At 46.2% G+C, this 19,484-nt stretch carries 15 protein-coding genes and 1 other annotated feature (1 of these 16 running past the window's edge); of the genes, 11 read left to right on the top strand and 4 right to left on the bottom strand.

Annotated features, from left to right (window positions below; all coding sequences use genetic code 11):
* Positions 1–211: a binding site (T-box leader), on the bottom strand; it reaches 3 nt to the left of the window's first position.
* Positions 212–271: 60 nt separating this feature from the next.
* Positions 272–1,495, bottom strand: coding sequence for a pyridoxal phosphate-dependent aminotransferase (locus AC3WU2_RS11140; protein WP_492454080.1), 1,224 nt, complete (start codon positions 1,493–1,495; stop codon positions 272–274).
* A gap of 99 nt (positions 1,496–1,594) precedes the next feature.
* Positions 1,595–2,059, bottom strand: coding sequence for a hypothetical protein (locus AC3WU2_RS11135; protein WP_379348082.1), 465 nt, complete (start codon positions 2,057–2,059; stop codon positions 1,595–1,597).
* A 145-nt stretch (positions 2,060–2,204) separates the two neighbouring features.
* Here AC3WU2_RS11135 and AC3WU2_RS11130 point away from each other — a divergent pair, with 145 nt between their 5' ends.
* Positions 2,205–3,002 carry a carbon-nitrogen family hydrolase gene (locus AC3WU2_RS11130; RefSeq protein ID WP_492454078.1) on the top strand — a complete coding sequence of 266 codons (798 nt, stop codon included), beginning with the start codon at positions 2,205–2,207 and terminating at the stop codon, positions 3,000–3,002.
* A gap of 61 nt (positions 3,003–3,063) precedes the next feature.
* On the opposite strand, the gene AC3WU2_RS11125 is transcribed toward AC3WU2_RS11130, so the two are convergent.
* The gene (locus tag AC3WU2_RS11125) at positions 3,064–4,404 is read right to left on the bottom strand and encodes an SEC-C metal-binding domain-containing protein (RefSeq protein WP_492454076.1); all 1,341 of its coding nucleotides are present in this window, start codon (positions 4,402–4,404) and stop codon (positions 3,064–3,066) included.
* A gap of 104 nt (positions 4,405–4,508) precedes the next feature.
* On the opposite strand from AC3WU2_RS11125, the gene AC3WU2_RS11120 reads away from it, so the two are divergent.
* Entirely contained in the window at positions 4,509–6,407 is a 1,899-nt protein-coding gene (locus AC3WU2_RS11120) for a glycoside hydrolase family 3 protein (RefSeq protein ID WP_492454074.1), read from the top strand.
* On the opposite strand, the gene AC3WU2_RS11115 is transcribed toward AC3WU2_RS11120, so the two are convergent.
* Entirely contained in the window at positions 6,395–7,315 is a 921-nt protein-coding gene (locus tag AC3WU2_RS11115; RefSeq protein ID WP_492454072.1) for a LysR family transcriptional regulator, read from the bottom strand. The two genes, AC3WU2_RS11120 and AC3WU2_RS11115, sit on opposite strands and share 13 nt — an antisense overlap.
* A gap of 357 nt (positions 7,316–7,672) precedes the next feature.
* Here AC3WU2_RS11115 and leuC point away from each other — a divergent pair, with 357 nt between their 5' ends.
* From leuC to AC3WU2_RS11070, 9 genes are all read left to right on the top strand, one after another.
* A complete protein-coding gene (leuC, locus tag AC3WU2_RS11110; protein WP_492454070.1) occupies positions 7,673–9,094 on the top strand; it encodes a 3-isopropylmalate dehydratase large subunit in 1,422 nt (473 codons plus the stop codon).
* Positions 9,095–9,136: 42 nt separating this feature from the next.
* On the top strand, positions 9,137–9,730 hold the full coding sequence (gene leuD, locus AC3WU2_RS11105; protein WP_018755391.1) for a 3-isopropylmalate dehydratase small subunit: 594 nt from the start codon (positions 9,137–9,139) through the stop codon (positions 9,728–9,730).
* 200 nt (positions 9,731–9,930) lie between these two features.
* Positions 9,931–11,439, top strand: a complete 1,509-nt coding sequence (locus AC3WU2_RS11100) for an N-acetylmuramoyl-L-alanine amidase family protein (protein ID WP_492454068.1) — start codon at positions 9,931–9,933, stop codon at positions 11,437–11,439.
* A 179-nt stretch (positions 11,440–11,618) separates the two neighbouring features.
* The gene (locus AC3WU2_RS11095) at positions 11,619–13,124 is read left to right on the top strand and encodes an N-acetylmuramoyl-L-alanine amidase family protein (RefSeq protein WP_492454066.1); all 1,506 of its coding nucleotides are present in this window, start codon (positions 11,619–11,621) and stop codon (positions 13,122–13,124) included.
* Between the two features lie 15 nt (positions 13,125–13,139).
* Complete coding sequence (locus AC3WU2_RS11090; RefSeq protein WP_492454064.1) at positions 13,140–13,655, top strand: GerMN domain-containing protein; 516 nt, start codon at positions 13,140–13,142, stop codon at positions 13,653–13,655.
* A gap of 88 nt (positions 13,656–13,743) precedes the next feature.
* Complete coding sequence (locus AC3WU2_RS11085) at positions 13,744–16,626, top strand: S-layer homology domain-containing protein (RefSeq protein WP_492454062.1); 2,883 nt, start codon at positions 13,744–13,746, stop codon at positions 16,624–16,626.
* A gap of 98 nt (positions 16,627–16,724) precedes the next feature.
* Positions 16,725–17,390 carry an endonuclease III gene (gene nth, locus AC3WU2_RS11080; RefSeq protein WP_018755396.1) on the top strand — a complete coding sequence of 222 codons (666 nt, stop codon included), beginning with the start codon at positions 16,725–16,727 and terminating at the stop codon, positions 17,388–17,390.
* Between the two features lie 30 nt (positions 17,391–17,420).
* Entirely contained in the window at positions 17,421–17,693 is a 273-nt protein-coding gene (locus AC3WU2_RS11075; protein ID WP_018755397.1) for a hypothetical protein, read from the top strand.
* A gap of 79 nt (positions 17,694–17,772) precedes the next feature.
* The coding region (locus AC3WU2_RS11070; protein ID WP_492454060.1) for a dynamin family protein at positions 17,773–19,484 on the top strand (1,712 nt) is incomplete at its 3' end.

The raw sequence follows: 19,484 nt of genomic DNA, 5'->3' as shown, positions 1-19,484 counted from the left end.
AAGGACGAAAGCTTCTGCTTCCGCGGTACCACCTTAATTGATGAATTGCTCATCCAACTTGAACGCCTTGTAACAGAAGGCACTGTTCAGCTTTTCAGCCGACCGTTCGAGGATAGGGTTCTGAAAGCGTGGGCGGCAAGCTCTTACAGCCGATGAAGCTTGCTCTCTTATCGTCACGTCTCTTTCATACTGGTCCTGTCAATACGTTTAGATCTTCATTTCCTAATAGGATACATGGAAAATTGAGGTTTGTAAAGGGACGAATTCGGCGCTAAAAAAGGCCAAGTCGACCGATCCGTTCCACCGCTTCTTCAAGCCGAGATTCTGATGCCAAAAGACCAACGCGGACATAACCTTCGCCATGTTCACCGAAACCAATGCCAGGTGCGACGACGACATGCGCTTGTTCGAGCAGCAGGTCAGCGAATGAACTAGATGTATATCCTTCAGGAACCGGCAGCCAGCAGAAGAAGGATGCAGGCGTACGCACGGCTCTCCAGCCAATACGATCTAGCGCATCGTAAAGTGCATTCCGACGGCTTTCATACGTTGCGACAAGCTCTTCCACACAAGTCTGAGGAGCAGTAAGGGCAGTCGCTGCGGCCGCTTGAATACCACCGAAGAGACTCACATAATAATGGTCCTGCATGAGATTAATTAGCTTGATGACCTCCGAATTGCCAAGTGCAAAGCCAACGCGCCATCCTGCCATATTATACGTTTTGGATAGTGTATAGAATTCGACGCCGACTTCCTTGGCACCTGGTAATTCTAGGAAGCTCTTCGGTTTTTTGCCGTCGAAACCGATCGCCCCATAGGCGAAATCACTCGCTACAACGATATTGTGCTGCCGAGCGAATTCGATGGTCTTCGTATAGAATGCTTCATCTGCGATGGCTCCGGTAGGATTGTTCGGATAATTTAAGAACATCAATTTGGCTTTTTCCAGCGATTCTGCAGGGATTGCACTGAATTCCGGAAGAAATTGATTGTGCGCAACGAGCGGCATGAATACCATTTCAGCACCTGCTAGTGCAACGCCGGACCAATAATCAGGGTATCCCGGGTCAGGAACGAGACACACATCACCGGGATTGAGAAGAATTTGACTGATCTCGACAAGGCCTGTTTTGCCGCCGAATAGAATGGCAACCTCCGTCTCCGGGTCGAGCTCGACACCGTAATCTTCACGGTATCTTGTTGCAATGGCTTCTTTCAAGAAGCTGTATCCGCTAAATGGCGGGTATTTATGATACATCGGATTTGCAGCAGCTTCCTGCAAGGCCGATACAATGTGGGTAGGTGTAGGTTGATCAGGATTTCCTTGCCCTAAATTAATGACATCATGGCCTTCTGCTGCTTTAGCATTCGCGCGTTTCACGAGATTCGCGAAGAACTGGGTGGGCAGTCCTTGCATTCGCTTCGCGGGTTCAATGTGGACCGATGCTGCGTTATCGCGTTTGTCCGGCTGCTCGCTTTTCTCTGTCTTTAACATGTCTTACTTCACTCCATATCCTTCGAGATGTACAATACACCTAATTTAGCACGATTTACCTAAGGTGTATAGAGTGAGAGACAAGGGTGAGATGCGGCATTACTGGGCTTTATCGACCATGGTAATGAACGGCTTCACATCTGCACTGAACGTGAGCAAGAAAGGTTTGCGTTCTTTATTAAAGACGAGGATAAGCGGATCTTTGGTTGGGCAATAGATCAAGAATATTTCGCTCACGACAAACGTAAGTCCTTTGAACTCTTTGGTAATTTCTTTCTTCAGCGGCACTTTGTAAATGGATCCGCATTTGTCATCCAAGCTGAGCTGCGTCGATAATCCTGTTGCGGAATTCAGCCAAGACAGTGCTTCCTTCTGAAAGGCGTCATTGTTCGGAACAACCTTGACAATTTTCTCTGATTTCAACTCGAACTGCTGGACGGGCTGTAACTCATTGGGCTGAGCGATCGTTGCGGCAGCGTAGGATGGAGGCATGAACATCCCCATGCCTAACGCCATCAATAAGAAGCATAGAGCTAATGATTTGTACCATGGATTTCGTATCATTACATAGTCTCCTTTAGTCAGGTTTACAGGCTTCGGTTCTATAGTGCCCATCTTGACAGTGAACCATCACACGTTATGATTATTACAAAGCATAATGGTATTTTTTATAAGGAGTTCGTATGGAACTGAGGGAAGGACGAGATCAATGATCGAGCAAAAATGGAAGTTGTCCGTTCTGCAAATGGATGTTGCGATTGGGCAGCCAGATGAGAATTATAAGAAGGTGGAGCAGCTATTACAACAAGCAGTTCAGGTTGATGTAAAGCCGGACTGCATTCTATTACCTGAAATGTGGAATACAGGGTATGCCCTTGAGCAAATTCATGAGCTTGCGGATGTCCATGGTGAACGTACGAAGGCATTAATTTCTTCATTCTGTAAGGAACATGAAGTGCATGTGATCGCAGGTTCCATCGCAGAACGTCGTGATGATCAGATCTACAACACGATCTATGTCTTTGACCGCGCTGGTGAAGTGGTGGCGGATTACTCCAAAATTCATTTGTTCCGTTTGATGGATGAAGAGAAGTATCTAGCGGAGGGCAATCATATCGGTACATTTGAAACTGAAGGCGTGCAGGCTGGGATGATGATTTGTTATGATATTCGATTCCCGGAACTAGCACGGAAATTAGCTTTATCAGGTGTGAAAATATTGTTCGTACCTGCTGAGTGGCCCAACCCGCGTCTGCATCATTGGCGTACCTTACTTACAGCGCGCGCCATTGAGAATCAAATGTACGTTGTATCCTGTAATCGTGTCGGTACGAGTGGTACAACGGAGTTTTTCGGTCATTCGATGATCATCGATCCGTGGGGCGAGGTATTAGTGGAAGGGCAAGGTCATGAAGAGATCCTAACAGCGACGATTAATTTGTCCTTAGTTGATGAAGTGCGTGGCAGAATTCCTGTGTTCGAAGACCGAAGGCCGCAGCATTATTAGAATCGTATTGTTCCACACCAAAAAAGCTGCAATCCGCTCGCGGATTGCAGCTTTATCTTTATCATTGTTGCTTAACCCAAGCGTTAAGCGCATCATGCTGCTGCCAGAGGTGCATATGTGATTGCACATATTGTACCATTTCATTTTTGAAGGCAGGCATTTTCTTCGATTGCAGTAAATATTCAGATACGATTGGATGAGCTTGAACTGCCTCAGTCCACAGCGCAGTAAGCTGCGGTGTAATGCCATTCGCTAAATATTCGACGAGTACACGATTATAGACGAACGCAACCGATTTGTCCGAAGCGTAGGTCTCAATGAGATGTGTTGCGGATTTCAATTGATTCATTTCGACAAAAGATGTAATTAAAGGATTATGCACATGCAGATGATCTGTTGGATCAAGTCTGATAATTTCTTCGTTATGCAGAATTGATTCTTTCATACGTCCAAGCTCCATGCACTTGCGAGCGAACCCTGCTTTGGAACGAAGGTATGGACGAATTCGAACACTGCCCCATGCTTGTCCCTTGTTCTGTTCAATAAATGATGCGCCTAGTGCACTAACGCCAACGCGCATTCCTTCTTCATAATATCCGATAGCTTCCTCAGGTGTTGTCACAGCGCTCTCTGCAAGAATGTTGTATGCATCGCAATTATTCGCATCGAGCTCGAGTGCCTGCTTCGCAAGCTCCGTACGACGAGCAGGTGAAGGCTCTTCCCAAGCTTCGTAGAGCAATTCTTGTGCTTCCTCAGCAACAGTTTCCGTCTTCATGCCTTGAGTTATCTTCCCTTGATTGATAAGCTGAAGCATATAGTCTTTGGCTTCATCAATCGAAGCGAATTTCTGCTCTGCAAGAAGCTTTTCAATATGATGCATTTTGGATTCCGTTAGCATATGGCGAAGTTGTGGGATGCGTTGATCTAACGGATCATAGCACGGATGCTCATTCATATATTCACGAATTTGCTGAACGCGTTGGGACACGGTTCCTGGGGATACACTATATTTCGTGCCAAGACTGGATTGAGTCACTTGCTCAAGACCATGCGTCTGGGCTACATAATATTCGATCGCCGCAGTTAACGTTTCTGCCTTCCGAATCGTCGGAGACGTCTGGGTTGCATAAGCGTGCCAGATATGAAGTGCTTCTGTTATTTGATCCCAGCTGTAGCTGTCTTGCATATGCTCGACAATTTGCTCTGCGACCATGTTGTAGGAAGGAGATTCTGCGAACCATTCTTCCACAAGAGCTTGAACGCTTTGTGCATTCTTCTGAGCGACAGGGATAATAATCTTCGTATCCTGACTTTGCTCCTCACTCTTGTTCATACAACATTTTTTGTACTTCTTACCGCTGCCGCATAGGCAAGGGTCATTTCTTCCAACTTTATGAATCACGAGTACGAGTACCTCCTAGAAAAAAGGGCTAAAAGGAAATTATAGCATATATTCCGATTTAAATAAATTCATATCGTTAAATCTTGTCGAAGGATGTGGGAAAATTGCGAAAAATAATGCTTATCATCGCGAGTGTCTGTCTTATAGTCGTCATCTCGGCCATGGTTTATGTACAAAAGCCCACGTGGATATTCGGTCAGACCGCAGAACAACAGACGCCGATTCCGAATCACTCGGAACACACGGGGAACTCTTCTGTGAACCAATCTGATGAGGCAGTAGAGCCTGAGCCTTCATCATCACCAGATCCCGCGGATCTTGAAATCCAAGCCCAGCTTAAATCCATGACGCTTGCTCAAAAAGCTGCTCAAATGATGATCGTCGATCTAGACACGTTAGAACGCGAAGCCGATCAGGCGGCGGGATCCCAACTTAGGAAGCAGCAATATGCCGGGGTGATCTTGTTCCAACGCAATCTGAAATCAGCAGAACAGACCGTAAAGCTGATCACGGATTTGAAATCCGCTTCGACGAAGGTGCCGATCTGGGTTGCCATTGATCAGGAAGGCGGTGTCGTGACACGTCTCCCATGGCTGCCGCGATTTGCCGGCAATATGGCGCTAGGAGCAACAGGGAATGCGGACTACGCGGAGCAGACGGGTAAATTGATCGGAGAGCAGATCGAGTCGTTCGGGTTCAATCTTAACTTCGCACCTTCATTAGATATAAATAATAATCCCGACAACCCGGTCATTGGCATTCGATCGTTCGGCTCAGAGCCTGAGGGAGTTGCCGAGATGGGGATTGCTATGGTGAAAGGTTTGCAAGAGGTAGGGATGCCTTCGGTTGTGAAGCATTTCCCAGGGCATGGCGATACTTCGATGGATTCACATCTTGGACTGCCGTCCATTCTATATGATCGAAATCGTCTAGACCAAGTAGAGCTTGTTCCATTTCGTGAGGCGATGAATCAAGGTGTAGATATGATGATGACGGCGCATATTACATTCCCAAAGATTGAGAAGAAGACGGTTATTTCGAAAAAAGACGGTGCAAAAGTTCACATTCCTGCGACATTATCGCATACGTTTTTAACCAAGATTCTTCGAGAAGAGCTTGGTTTTGAAGGCGTAATCGTTACCGATTCCTTAGAGATGCAAGCCATCTCATCGAACTTCGGTGAAAAGGAGGCCATACTGCAGGCGGTTCAGGCTGGGGTTGATTTATTATTGATGCCACCGAATCCTGATGCCTCCGTCAAGTGGCTAACAGACGCGGTAAAGCAGGGTGTCATTACAGAGGATCGTATCAATGCCAGTGTGGAGCGAATCTTGAAATTGAAACAAAAGTACGGCTTGCTAGAAGCCCATAAGCCGACATCCTATGTTGATCAATTCCGCTTAGCTCAAAAAGCGATGCAAGACCAAGAAGCAAGGCAGACAGAGCTTGCGATTGCGGAGCATGCTGCGACACTGCTCAAGAATCAAGATCATCTATTGCCTTTCACGATCAATACAAACACCACATTGTACATTCTAGGTCCATCGGCTTTACTGCCAGAAATAAAGCGACAGTTTAGTGCGATTATTGCGATGGAAGGACAGGCACAATTCAAGAAAATTGTCACCCTACCTATCACAGGCGGATTAACAGCCGCACAGCAGCAGCAGATCGGAGCATCGGATTCGATCCTCCTTGTAACAAGGAATCTGAATACGGATAAGAAGCAGCGAGATGCGGTGCGCAAGGTATGGAATCAGCTTCGAAAAGCAAAGCAAAAAGCGGCCGTCCTCGCAGTCGGCGCGCCTTATGATATTCGATATATCCCTGATATTCCTGCATTCGTCGCTGTCTACGGGGATCGTGCAACAGCGAATCTGCCTGCAGGTGTTCGTACATTGCTCGGATTGAATATGCCGACGGGTAAGCTGCCCGTTCGAATTCCTGATCAAAACGGACAGATTTTGTTTGATGTAGGTTCAGGTCTATCTTATGAAGATTGAAATTGTTGATGAATGGTCGTCTTGAACACTTCAATGAATGCTTCGGCGGCTTTGGAAAGATAACGTCCCCTCCGATAGGCAATAACGAGCGTTCGTTTGGGCGACGGATCTTCCAGCGGCAGATAGGTTGGGATGAACTCACTACGACGAGCACGTGCGATGAAGTGAGGGACGAATGCAATGCCCATGCCGGCGGCGACAAGCGACTGCACCGTCTCCATATTGCTGCTCTCAAAGACGATACGCGGTGTAAATCCGGCCGCTTGGCATAATTCAATCGTAATCTGACGGAAGCCTTGTCCTTTCTTCAGGATAATGAATGGCTCGTCCTTTAGATCTTCGATGCGGATGAGCCGTTCCGGATTGCAGTTGGAGAGAGCAGCAAGGATGTGGTTCGGCGGCACGGCCAGATCGATTTTTTCCTCAATAACAGGCTCGTATGCCAAAGACGGCTCTTGGAGAGGCAAGGATAGCAGTGAGAAGTCGGTCTGACCGTTGGCCGTCAATTTCTCCAAATCTGCGGATGTATCCTCGACAAGAACCATTTCGATATCGGGATATTTCTCTTGAAAGACGGGCAGTACATGCGGCAAAATATGAGAACCCGTGATCGGCATACTTCCAACGACAACTTTTCCTGTTCGTGTATTGGAGATATCCGCCATTTCTTGCTTCAATTGATCGACGGCATCGATAATTTTCTGTGCTTGATTGATAAACGCTGCACCGGCATGCGTTAGCTCGACGGAGTTGGTGTTCCTTTGAAATAGGAGGACGCCGATTTCCTTCTCGAGCTTCGAGAGCTGTTGACTAAGGGAAGGCTGTGCGATATGAAGCTTCTCGGCAGCCCGGGAGAAATTTCGCTCTGCGGCGATTTGAATGGCATATTGTAATTGACGTAATTCCATTGTAGGGTGAGCCTCCTAATTGAGATAAACAATTACGTGTTCAAAAAGTTGACATTTCAGCACCGAGAAGGTTGCGAGAACCTGAAGAAGGAGGAACGGAGTTTAGGCGAAACCTAAATGAGTACCGGACTTCGAAGGTAAACGCAAGATTCGATGTCGATAATGCCTCTTGAATGACTTCGTGATCAAATGTTGACTTTTTGAACTTCATCTATAAGTAAAACCTATAGCGCTTATAGTTATTATATACTGGAGCAATCGAAATGGAAATGCTATGATTCATTCAAAGAAAAGATTTGCGTACGGAAATCAGCAATAACCGCAAATCTGAATGGTTTCGATTCGATGAAGAGGTGAATGATAATGGCGAAAAAAACGATGTTTGAGAAAATTTGGGAAAATCATGTGATTCATCAAGAGGAAGGCAAACCAAGTGTTTTGTATATTGATCTTCATTTGGTTCACGAAGTAACATCTCCACAAGCATTTGAAGGACTTCGCTTGTCCAATCGTAAAGTACGCCGTCCAGAGCTGACTTTTGCAACGATGGACCATAACGTACCGACGAAAGACCGTTTTAACATTACTGACCCCATCTCAAAGCAGCAAATCGATACATTATCGAAGAACTGCGCAGATTTCGGCGTCACTTGCTTTGACTTGAACAGCTTGGATCAAGGGGTTGTTCACGTAATGGGTCCAGAACTTGGATTAACGCATCCAGGTAAAACGATCGTATGCGGCGACAGCCATACATCAACGCATGGCGCATTCGGCGCATTGGCATTCGGGATCGGTACGAGTGAAGTAGAACACGTACTTGCAACACAATGTCTACAACAAGCGAAAGCCAAAACGATGGAAGTTCGATTTGTCGGCAACCGTAAATCAGGTGTAACGGCAAAAGATATGATTCTTGGCGTTATCGCGAAATACGGTACAGACTTCGCAACTGGCTATGTTATCGAATACACAGGTGAAGCGATTCGTTCCTTGACGATGGAAGAACGTATGACGGTCTGCAACATGTCGATTGAAGCGGGAGCCAGAGCGGGTCTCATCGCACCGGATGAAGTGACATTCGAATACCTACGCGGCCGTGAATACGCACCTCAAGGTGAAGCCTATGATCAAGCGGTAGCGGCTTGGAAACAGCTTGCATCCGATGAGGGCGCAACGTATGACCTAGTTGTTGATTTCGATGTCGACAGCCTGATCCCGCAAGTGACTTGGGGAACAAGCCCAGGAATGGGTACAGATATTACGGCAACGGTACCGAATCCGAATGACTTCTCTTCCGAGAATGAACGTAAAGCAGCTGAGAAAGCTCTTGAATATATGGATCTGAAACCAGGAACACCTATTTCTGAAATCGGTATTGATTATGTCTTTATCGGATCTTGCACAAATGGCCGGATTGAAGATTTGCGAGCGGCGGCAGAAATCGCTAGGGGCTACCAAGTATCGAGCAATGTAACTGCGATTGTCGTTCCAGGTTCAGGTCGTGTTAAGATTCAAGCCGAGAAGGAAGGTTTGGACAAAATCTTCACAGCGGCAGGATTTGAATGGCGTGATGCAGGATGCAGTATGTGTCTTGCGATGAATCCAGACGTATTACAACCTGGACAACGTTGTGCTTCGACTTCGAACCGTAACTTTGAAGGACGTCAAGGACGCGGTGGTCGTACGCACTTGGTATCTCCAGCGATGGCAGCAGCAGCGGCGATCAAAGGACATTTCGTTGATGTGCGTGATTGGGAACTAAAAGCAGCGAACTAATAGAATAGATTCGGAAGATGATGGACGAGAGGGGAAATAACGATGGAACCATTTAAACAGCTAACAGGGATTGTCGGACCGGTCGATCGCGTAAACGTGGATACGGACGCTATTATTCCAAAACAATTTTTGAAACGTATTGAGCGCTCTGGCTTCGGTCAATTTCTATTCTATGAATGGAGATTCCATGAGAATGGCGATGTGAATGCAGCGTTTGAATTGAACAAACCACGCTACGAGGGAGCTTCCGTTATGGTCTCTCGCGTGAACTTCGGTTGCGGATCATCCCGTGAACATGCACCGTGGGCAATCTTGGATTATGGCTTCCGCTGCGTAATCGCGCCGTCTTTCGCAGATATTTTCTACAATAACTGCTTTAAGAACGGGATTCTACCAATCAAATTGTCAGAAGAGCAGGTGGAAGATTTATTCAAGCGTACAGCGGAGCACGAAGGTTACCAGCTATCGGTTGATCTTGAGAATAAGAAAATTACAGATGAGTTCGGTCTGGAAATTCAATTCGACTTGGATGAGCATCGCCGTCAATTCTTGCTTCAAGGACTTGACGATATCGGTCTAACACTGCAGCACGAAGATAAAATCTCAGCTTACGAGCAAAAGCGTAATCTTGCATAAACGATCAATTTTTATCTATTGAATAGAAAGAGTTTCAATCCTTTCACAATTAGAGGGTTGAAGCTCTATTTTTTTTGTTTTATATTTACTATAACGCGCAACTTTTGTAAAGTTTTGGATGTCTATTCTTGTGAGAAGGTGTCATGTCTTATCATTTTTGTGTTGATAGAATATAAATCTATGAAGATCAGGAGAATCGGATGAGAAAAATAGGCGCTATCGTGTTGTTCTGTTGGATGTTGTTCTTGTTGCCGAGTATGATGCATGCGGAAGCGGGGTTGCAGTTATATCTCAATGGAGAGTCTGTCTCGCCGTCTGCAGAAGCGCAAATGATTAAGGGGTCAACGATGATCCCGATCCGGGTTGTCGTCGAAGAACTTGGCTTCCAGGTAGATTGGAATAAGAAGACGCGCATGGCCTCTATACATAATGATAAGAAGACGATTCAGCTCGTCGTTGATCAGAAATGGGCGACAGTGAACGATAAGAAAATCACACTGGATATGCCGCCGTCACTCAAAAAGGATACGACGCTTGTTCCGCTCCGTTTTGTCGGAGAACAGATGGGTCTCGTCGTCAATTGGGAAAATGAGAGTAAATCGGTTTTTTTATTTTCCTCCGACTTTAGTTCCGATGTGACGCAGCCCACGCCACCGACAACATTGCCAGAGCCAGATCAGGGCGGTGTAGTAGATCCTGCAAATTCAGGAGCATCGAGTGACAAGGATTTAGCTGAAGAGGTGAAGATGGGTGAACTCACAGACGTACAGTCTGTCACATTCGAGGATAACCGTCTTATTATCGGTGTCAGTAAAGGCGGGTTACTGCCTAAGCAGGAACGGTTGACGAATCCGGATCGTGTTGTCATTGATCTGCCGAACGCGAAATTTGCAGATTCGTACTTCAAAAGCGCTACATTTGGCATGAACGGACAAGGTGAAATCCAAGTGCCAAATCATGCCGTTGTCAGTAAAATCCGATTCTCGCTCTTCTCCAACAATCCATCGACCGTGCGGATCGTGCTGGATTTGAACCAGAAACAAAATTTTAGTCTATATACCGCGAATGATCCCAACACAGTCATCGTTGATTTTAATCAAGCGAATGTTGAAGTAGGGACAAACCCAGGTGCGGGACAGCCTGTTACTCCACCGCAATCAGGCAAATATATCGTCGTCATAGATGCAGGGCATGGCGGTAATGATTCGGGTACGAGCAGCCCGAACAACCGACGCGAGAAAGATTTCAATCTACCAGTAGCCCTTAAAGTCGCAGATTTATTCCGTGATGACCCGAATGTTCAAATTATTCTGACGAGATCAGACGATACATATCCAACACTGACTGATCGTGTAGCGTTAGCGAAGCAGGTTCAGGCGAACTTATTTGTGTCTATTCATGGGAATAGTATAGAGAACAAACCTACAATATCCGGGACAGAAACCTATTATACGCGAGAGGATGCCAGTAAAGCATTCGCACAAGTCATGCATGCCAAGCTGGTTCAAGCGACACAGCTTCCTGATCGCGGTGTACGCCAGAAGAGCTTGCATGTGACGCGTGAGACGACTATGCCAGCCGTGTTGTTAGAGGTTGGGTACTTATCGAATCTCTCGGATGAGGCGGCGTTATTTTCGGAAGAGTTCCAGAATCGCGTTGCTCAATCGATTAAAGACGGGATAAATGTGTATCTAGGATTTCAAGCTTAATTTGATTTGATAGATTATGGAAGAGCTTCAATTCCTTTGGAGATAAAGGGTTGGGGCTCATTTTTTTGTTGAGTTACCGCAACTTTTGTCGACAAATGGACGTCTAATTATTTGTTAGGTGTCGAGGCGTTCGATACCGTTGTTCACGCAAGTAAATCTATGAAAAGCAGGGGTGAAGGATGAAGAAAATTGGTACGTTGGTGTTTTTTTGTTTGATGTTGTTCATGTTACCGAGTTTAAGTCATGCGAGTGCGGGATTGCATTTGTATCTCAATGGCGTGTCACTCTCTCCGTCCGCAGAAGCGCAGATGATTAAGAGTACGACGATGATTCCAATTCGTGTAGTCGTTGAGGAACTTGGCTTCCAGGTTGACTGGAATAAGAAGACGCACACGGTAACCATACATAATGACAAGAAGACGATAGAACTCGTAGTGTCCCAGAAATGGGCAACAGTCAATGGCAAGAAAGTAAACCTCGATGTAGCTCCAATCATTAAGTCAGATACAACGCTCGTTCCCCTTCGTTTCGTTGGTGAGACGATGGGACTTGTTGTGGATTGGGAGAATGAGACCAAGTCGGTATACCTCTTCACATCGGATTTTGGATCTGAAGTAACGCAGCCGAAGCCACCGGTAACACAGCCAGAACCAGATCAAGGCGGTTCGACAGGTTCAGGCAAAGATGAAGGAAATAATTCTTCGAACAATGGCAATGCAGGCAATGATTCAAAAGTGGATTTGTCCGAAATCCAGACGATGTCCTTTGAAGATAACCGATTGATTATTGGGGTGAGTAAAGGGGATCTGAAGCCAACGCAGCAACGGTTGACCGGTCCTGATCGTATCGTCGTCGATATTCCGAATGCAAAGTTCTCGGATACCTTCTCGAAGACGCAGAATTTCGCCTCGAGTGGACAAGCTGAATTCATTGTTCAGGATCATCCTGTTGTTGAGAAAATCCGCTATTCACAATATAGCGATAACCCAGCCACAGTTCGGGTCGTCATTGATATGAAACAAAGTCAAAACTTCTCCGTATATACAACGAAAGATCCTAACACAGTTGTCGTTGATCTGAATGGCAGCAGTCCGGACCCGGGAAAGGACAATGGATCGGGAACGCTCCCACCGCACTCTGGCAAATATATCGTTGTGATTGATGCAGGGCATGGTGCGAAGGACCCTGGAGCTATTAGCCCTAATAAGCGAAATGAGAAGGATTTCAATCTGGCACAGGCTCTAAAGGTGGCAGAAGTGTTCAAAAACGATCCTGACGTAGAGATTATTCTCACACGTTCAGACGATACGTTCTTGGAACTTAAAGATCGTGTTGCTTTTGCAAAGCAGCATCAAGCGAACTTATTTGTTTCCATTCATGCGAACAGTATTAACAAGTCATCGATCAGTGGTACGGAGACGTATTACTCCAGAGATGATGAGAGCAAGGCATTCGCGCAAGTGATGCACATCAACCTTGTAAAAGGCACCGGACTCCCGGATCGAGGCGTTCGCAAACAAAGTCTGCATGTAACACGTGAGACCAATATGCCGGCATGTTTGTTAGAGGTAGGTTACTTAACGAATCAAACCGATGAATCGGCTCTCTACCAGGAAGATTTCCAGTATCGTGTGGCCCAATCCATTAAAGATGGGATTAAACAATATTTGGGATTAAAGTCCTAATACGAGGTGATAATTTTGAAGAAAACGATTCTAGTACTTAGCACATTATTATTAATGATAGCCATTGCGGCTGGATGCGGACAGAAATCTGCCGATCCACAGCCGGGAGATCAGACGGAGGTTGTGCAGTCAGCTGAGCAGACATTGAAAATTCAATCGTTCTATACGGATGATCAGATCTTGAATCTCGTACCGAAGGACACGGAAATCAAGTTCAGCGATGCGAAAGCTAAGTATCTGGCTGCATTGAAGACGTTGCAACAGACGGATGACGAGAAGCTAATTGCATTGTGGGATAAATCCGAATTCCTATCTGCAACGCTGAAAGATGATGGTGCATTAACCGTTGATGTGAAAATTCCGGAAGATGCGCATTTGGGTGCATCTGGAGAAGATTTGGCGCTTCAAGCGCTGCTCAAGACGAGCTTTCAGTTTGATGAAGTAAAAACTGTAGATATTCTTGTCGATGGAAAATCTGTCGATTCTTTGATGGGTCATGTCGAATTAGAACATCCTTTTAGCAGAAATTAAGAGAAAGAAGCAGGATCTTCCTGCTTCTTTGTTGAATTTATTATACTTAGCATTTTTTAATAGGTTACATAGAGAGAGGAGTCACATCATGTCTAAAAAGTTCGTCACATTGTTTCTATCAGCGGTTCTCGTATTCGGTGCGGCAGGAAGTGCGTACGCAGCGGTAACACCGGCTAATGGAAATTCATCTACTTCGACAACGAATAGCAAAGATAATTCGACATCAGATGCGAATAAAGGGAACACAGGTAACACAAATAACAACACAAGCAACACAGGAAATACAAATAACACAAGTAATACTGGAAATACTGGAAATACTGGAAATACAAACGGATCTTCAACCAATACATCCGTAGGCAGCGGCAGTGCCCTGTTTAGCGATGTCAAGAGTGGGTTCTGGGCAGAAAAGCATATTACGAAGCTTGCGCTAGAGAAGATTCTTCTTGGGAATAACGGCAAATTCAGACCAAACGATCCGGTTACGCAGCAAGAAGCGGTCACGATGGCGATTCGTTATATGAATCTAGAGAAAGAAGTAGATGCGACTTCGTCTGTAGCGTTCCAGAGCGGATTCGTCGTGGACAACTACTTCAAACCATATGTCGCGCTTGCGTTCTCCAAAGGTCTTCTTGATAAAAATGAAGAAATGACACCTGCTGGTTCCAAAGAGGCATGGGGATCGAAAAAAGCTTCACGCGAGTGGATCACGAAAATTCTCGTTCGCGCATTGAACAAACAGTCTGAAGCAAAGGTTGCGATGAATAAAGCAACGACATTCGCAGATAACAGCAAAATCTCCCCTTCCATGCTCGGCTATATTAATGTAGCCCTTGATTTGAAGCTCACGACGGGGATGGAAGGTAATAAATTCAACCCAGCAGGGAATGTAACGCGTGCGCAATTGGCTACGTTCTTCAGTCGTGGGGATCAACATACGAATATCAAATATGACAATGTCTATCAGGGTGTCATTACGAGCTTGTCGGATTCCGAGCTTAGCTTGTATGGTGAGGATGGCAAGATTCATAACTTTACGTTAAAAGGAACTTCTTATTACACAGCAGATTCGGAGACATCCGTACCTGTATCGACCGTACAAGCCTATACAAAAGTGAAAGTGATTGATACCCAAGGTACAGCAGGCTATGTTGAAGTGATCGATTCGAAGATTCAACTGGAGTCCGTAGAGGGTAAATTCCAACGTCTGCATAGCACAGGTACGAAATTTACTGTTCTGAGCAATGATGATTATGTTACGTATGATTTTGATGCAGGCACAGCATTCTTGGATCAGAATGGCAAAGCGATGTCTGCGAAGGATCTTGCGCCAGACAGTACGTTAGATATTAAGCGTGAGACGTTCTCCGGTCAGAAGAAAGTTGTTCTTGTTCAAGTGAAATCTGCACCCGTGAATAAGACGGGCGCAGGTACTGTGACGTCGATCGATGTTGCGAAACAGACATTCAAAGTAAGAGATGCATCCAATGTGGAAGAGACATTGACGCTCTCGCCGGATGCCATGCTTCTATATCAAGATCAACGTCTGAAAAGTCTAGCTGAATTGAAAGTGAATGACGTCATTTCCTATGTCGTGAAGAATGGTCAAGTGACGCAGCTTGAAGTGAAGCAGACCAGTGCGAGAACCGTACGTGGTACATTAATCAACATCAGCACAGCGAATAAGCTGGTGACTTATGTGAAGGAAGGGACTTCCCGTCCGGAAGTGAATCTCCTCGCAGACAAAGTTGATGTTGTAGTTGACGGCATCAAGACACCGACGATTGCAGATTTGATCGCGGATGATACGAATGGCGACGTGATTGAAATGACCATTACACCGGATGACCGTATCTCGAAAATCCAAGTGGTTGGTCGTAAAATGGAACAGCTGCAAGAATTAACGGTAGCTGGATACAATACCAAATTGCAATTGTTGACGGTAACGAATGCGAAAGGCAAAGCCTTCTCCTTCTACGCGACAGAGACGACGAAATTTGACTTTGGAATAGGGAATATTACGCTCAAAGATCTTGAAGCACAGCTTCCAGAGAAGACGAAAGTCAATCTGACCGTTCTTGGCGATAAAATTCTAACGTTGCAAAAAGTATATAAATATGATGGAAAATTACTCAGTTTGGATTCATGGAAACAGACGTTAACGCTTATGACGGATGCGGGTCAGACGATCACATTGCCATATGATAGCTCAGCGGTTGTATTCGTCTATGGTAAGAGCACTGGCACATCGTTATCCGATGTGAAAGTTGGCGATATGATCTCGGCACAACTTCGCACAACGCAAGATAAAGTCGGCCGCATTTCCATTAAATCGCAAGCGCAATTCGAAGTCTATTCGGTTGATGCAAGCAGAAATATGCTCAAAATTAAATCCAGCACGGGATATATCGAACAAGTGAATGATGGTGTATCACTGCTCGATGAGAACGGTACAGCGCTCAAAGCATCGGATTTTGCTCCGGGCCAAATTGTAAATGTGAATTTTTCAGGAAATGTTCCTGAATTGGTTCGCAAAGTAACACTCACTTATGGTAAAGTGGAATCTATTGATGCTGCGAACTCCAAGATTACGCTGAAAGATTTCTCCGGTCAGAAGAAAGAAATGAAGCTGACGGCGAGCTATCAGATTATTCGCAATCAAGCGATCAGTACGAACATCAATAGCTTATCGACATCAGATCGTGTCGAAGTGCGTCTTGATGCGGATGGAAATACGGTTGTGCGTGTTTTAGATACGTTAAGCCGCAAATTCGCTCGCTACACCGCTTCTACGAATGAAATTTATGTACAACGCGCGTCACTTTCGGATAATAACTATAAATTCAATTTTGTGACGAATGTTTATGTTCATAAAGGGGATTCCCTATTAAATCTGCAGTCCTTGACCGATGCAGATCAAATTCTACTCGTCTTCAACAATAATCAGGTCATCGAGATTGAGAAATTGTAGGAAATTAAATTACCTTTAGGCTGCATCTGAATGACCGTCTTGATGTGGTAGCCCCGCGTCAAGGCGGTTTTATGTTCAAGTAGAGGGGAGAATGAGACATGAATAACGCGACCGTGAGGCATATTTTGGATACCATTGGTGAAATGTTCCCTGATGCGCATTGTGAATTGAATCATTCAAATCCGTTCGAATTAGTGATTGCTGTATTGTTGTCAGCCCAGTGTACCGATGAAACGGTGAATAAGGTGACTGTGAATTTGTTCCAGAAATATCGGAAGCCTGAAGATTATATCGCGGTGCCGATCGAGGAATTAGAGCAAGACATTCGCCGCATTGGATTATTTCGCAGCAAAGCAAAACACATTCAACACTTGTGCATGATGCTATTAGAGCGTTATAATGGCGAAGTGCCCAAAGCGCATGATAAGCTTGTGGAGCTCCCGGGTGTGGGTCGAAAGACAGCGAATGTCGTCATGTCGAATGCATTTGGTGTTCCTGCGATCGCTGTCGATACGCATGTTGAACGTGTATCGAAACGACTTGGCCTTGCGAATTGGAAGGATTCCGTGCTTGAAGTGGAGAAAAAATTGATGCGACGTGTGCCCGAGGAAGAATGGACACTCACGCATCATAGAATCATATTTTTCGGTCGATATCACTGCAAAGCGCAGAACCCGAAATGTGAAAGTTGTCCGTTGCTCAGCATTTGCCGTGAAGGCAAAAAACGTATGAAACCTATCCAAGTAAGGAAAGATAAGGATTAAAGCAATCTAACAAAGAAGAGGATGAATGACATGAAATGCATCTCAGTGTACACGGACAATTTCGAATTGTTCTCTGACATCTACGAGACCGTAATGGGGACGAACTTACAAGAAAACGAAGAGACTGAAATTGAAGGCGTAACGGTGAGTGATTCGGGAAGCGTGCCTGAAAATTACCTCGAGAAAATGAAAGCAAAGCCTGAAGTTGTCGTGATGAAAGTCAAAGCGGGCAATATTACGATTCTACAACATGGAAAAGTTTTTGAAATCTTTATTCCAGAAGAACAAAATATGGTACACTAGAAACCGAAATCTTACGGAAAATTCAGGGAAACCGAATGCCGTGAGATTCGGTTTTATTTTTTTGTCGGGGAGAATAGCGATGCGTGTACTTACTACTAACGAATTACAAAATGTTTACAAGTTAAGTCTAGAGCCGCTCGCAGCGCAGCTAGCAGAAGCGGGCGATGAGGTTCATGCAGGGAAAATGAAGGACCTGATGGAGAAGTGGGGACAGGCACAATTTACGATTGCGTTCTGTGGGCATTTCTCGGCAGGGAAATCGAGTCTGATTAACCGAATCTGCGGGAAACGTATTCTACCTTCGAGTCCGATCCCGACAAGCGCCAACTTGGTGCGGATTCACAATGGCCAGCCGCAAGCGATAATTACGAAGATGCCGACGAACCTAGGCGCAGTAGGGGATAAAATCTCTGTACCTCTCAATGATCTGGAAGCGTACTGCGTGAACGGGGTAGAATTTGAATCCGTTGATCTATATGAGCAAATTGCAATCCTTGGTGAACATGGGACGCTGCTCGATACGCCTGGTGTGGATTCAACAGATGACGCGCACCGGATGTCGACGGAGTCGGCACTGCATCTGGCTGACGTTGTATTCTATGTCATGGATTATAATCATGTCCAATCCGAAATTAATTTTACGTTCGCGAAGCAATTGGCGGATTGGGGTAAGCCGATCTATCTGATCGTGAATCAAATTGACAAGCATCGAGAACGGGAGCTGTCCTTCGATGCGTACCGTACTGGGGTAGAGCAGGCTTTTGCGGCATGGAACATTAAGCCGGCGGGTATTCTCTATCTGTCTCTCAAGCATCCAGAACATCCTCACGATGAGTGGGAGAAGCTAAACTGGTTGATGGGTGCCTTGATGACACGTCAGGAGGCATTGCGAGAGCATAGTATCGTAGGTTCAGCGGCACAAGTAGTTGAAGCGCACTTACGACTCTATGCATCGCAGCAGGAGCCAAAGAAGCAGGAATTAATGGATAGAATGGGCGGGTCTGAACAGGCATCACGACTTGCAGAGGAGCTCGCAGCATTAGAGGCGGAAGAGCAGCGGTTAGCAGGTGAAGCAAGCCGCGTTCAAGCACAATTCAGGGACGATCTGAATCGTCTATTGGATCAGGCGAACATTATCCCTGCTCAGACGCGCGATCTGGCGGATACGTATCTGCAAAGTCGTAAACCGGGCTTCAAGGTCGGATTCTTGTTTACGGCGGGGAAGACGATCGAAGAGCAGACACGGCGCTTAAAGGCGCTGTATGATCATTTCATGGAGCAGGTTACTGCCCATGTTGATTGGCATGTGGGGGATTTGCTGCGGAAGCTCTCGGATCTATCCGGTGTGCCGGAAGCGGACTGGGCGTCGACGTTCGCTCAGGTGTCGAGGGAACTGACCCCGGCGTGGCTTGCAGCACGCGTCATCGAGGGTGCCTCGTTCACAAATGAATATACGATGAATTATTCAAAGCAGATCAGCACAGACGCTAAGGCGCTCTATCGCAAGCAGGCGCTAGCGATTGCGGAAGATTTGCTCGAGCAGCTGCGCCGAGGGCTGGAGGCGCAGGTTGCTGTTGTTCGCGAGCAGCATACGCAGCTGCTCGCCCGCTCGGCTGCGCTCGCAGAGCTGCGCAGCCTCGAGCACAGCGAGCGCGCGCACGCGGAGCGCATGCGTGCGCTTGGCGCGGCGCCGCAGGGCGCAGCCGCATCCGGCATGCTGCCGGATGTGGCGCAGGCGCCTGCGCGCAGCAGCGCCGACGCTGGCGCTGCTGCGCCGGGCGCCGCTAGCGC

Source organism: Paenibacillus sp. EB106-05-06-XG162 (genome assembly GCF_058791655.1).
This window is presented reverse-complemented; position numbering and strand designations above follow the sequence as displayed.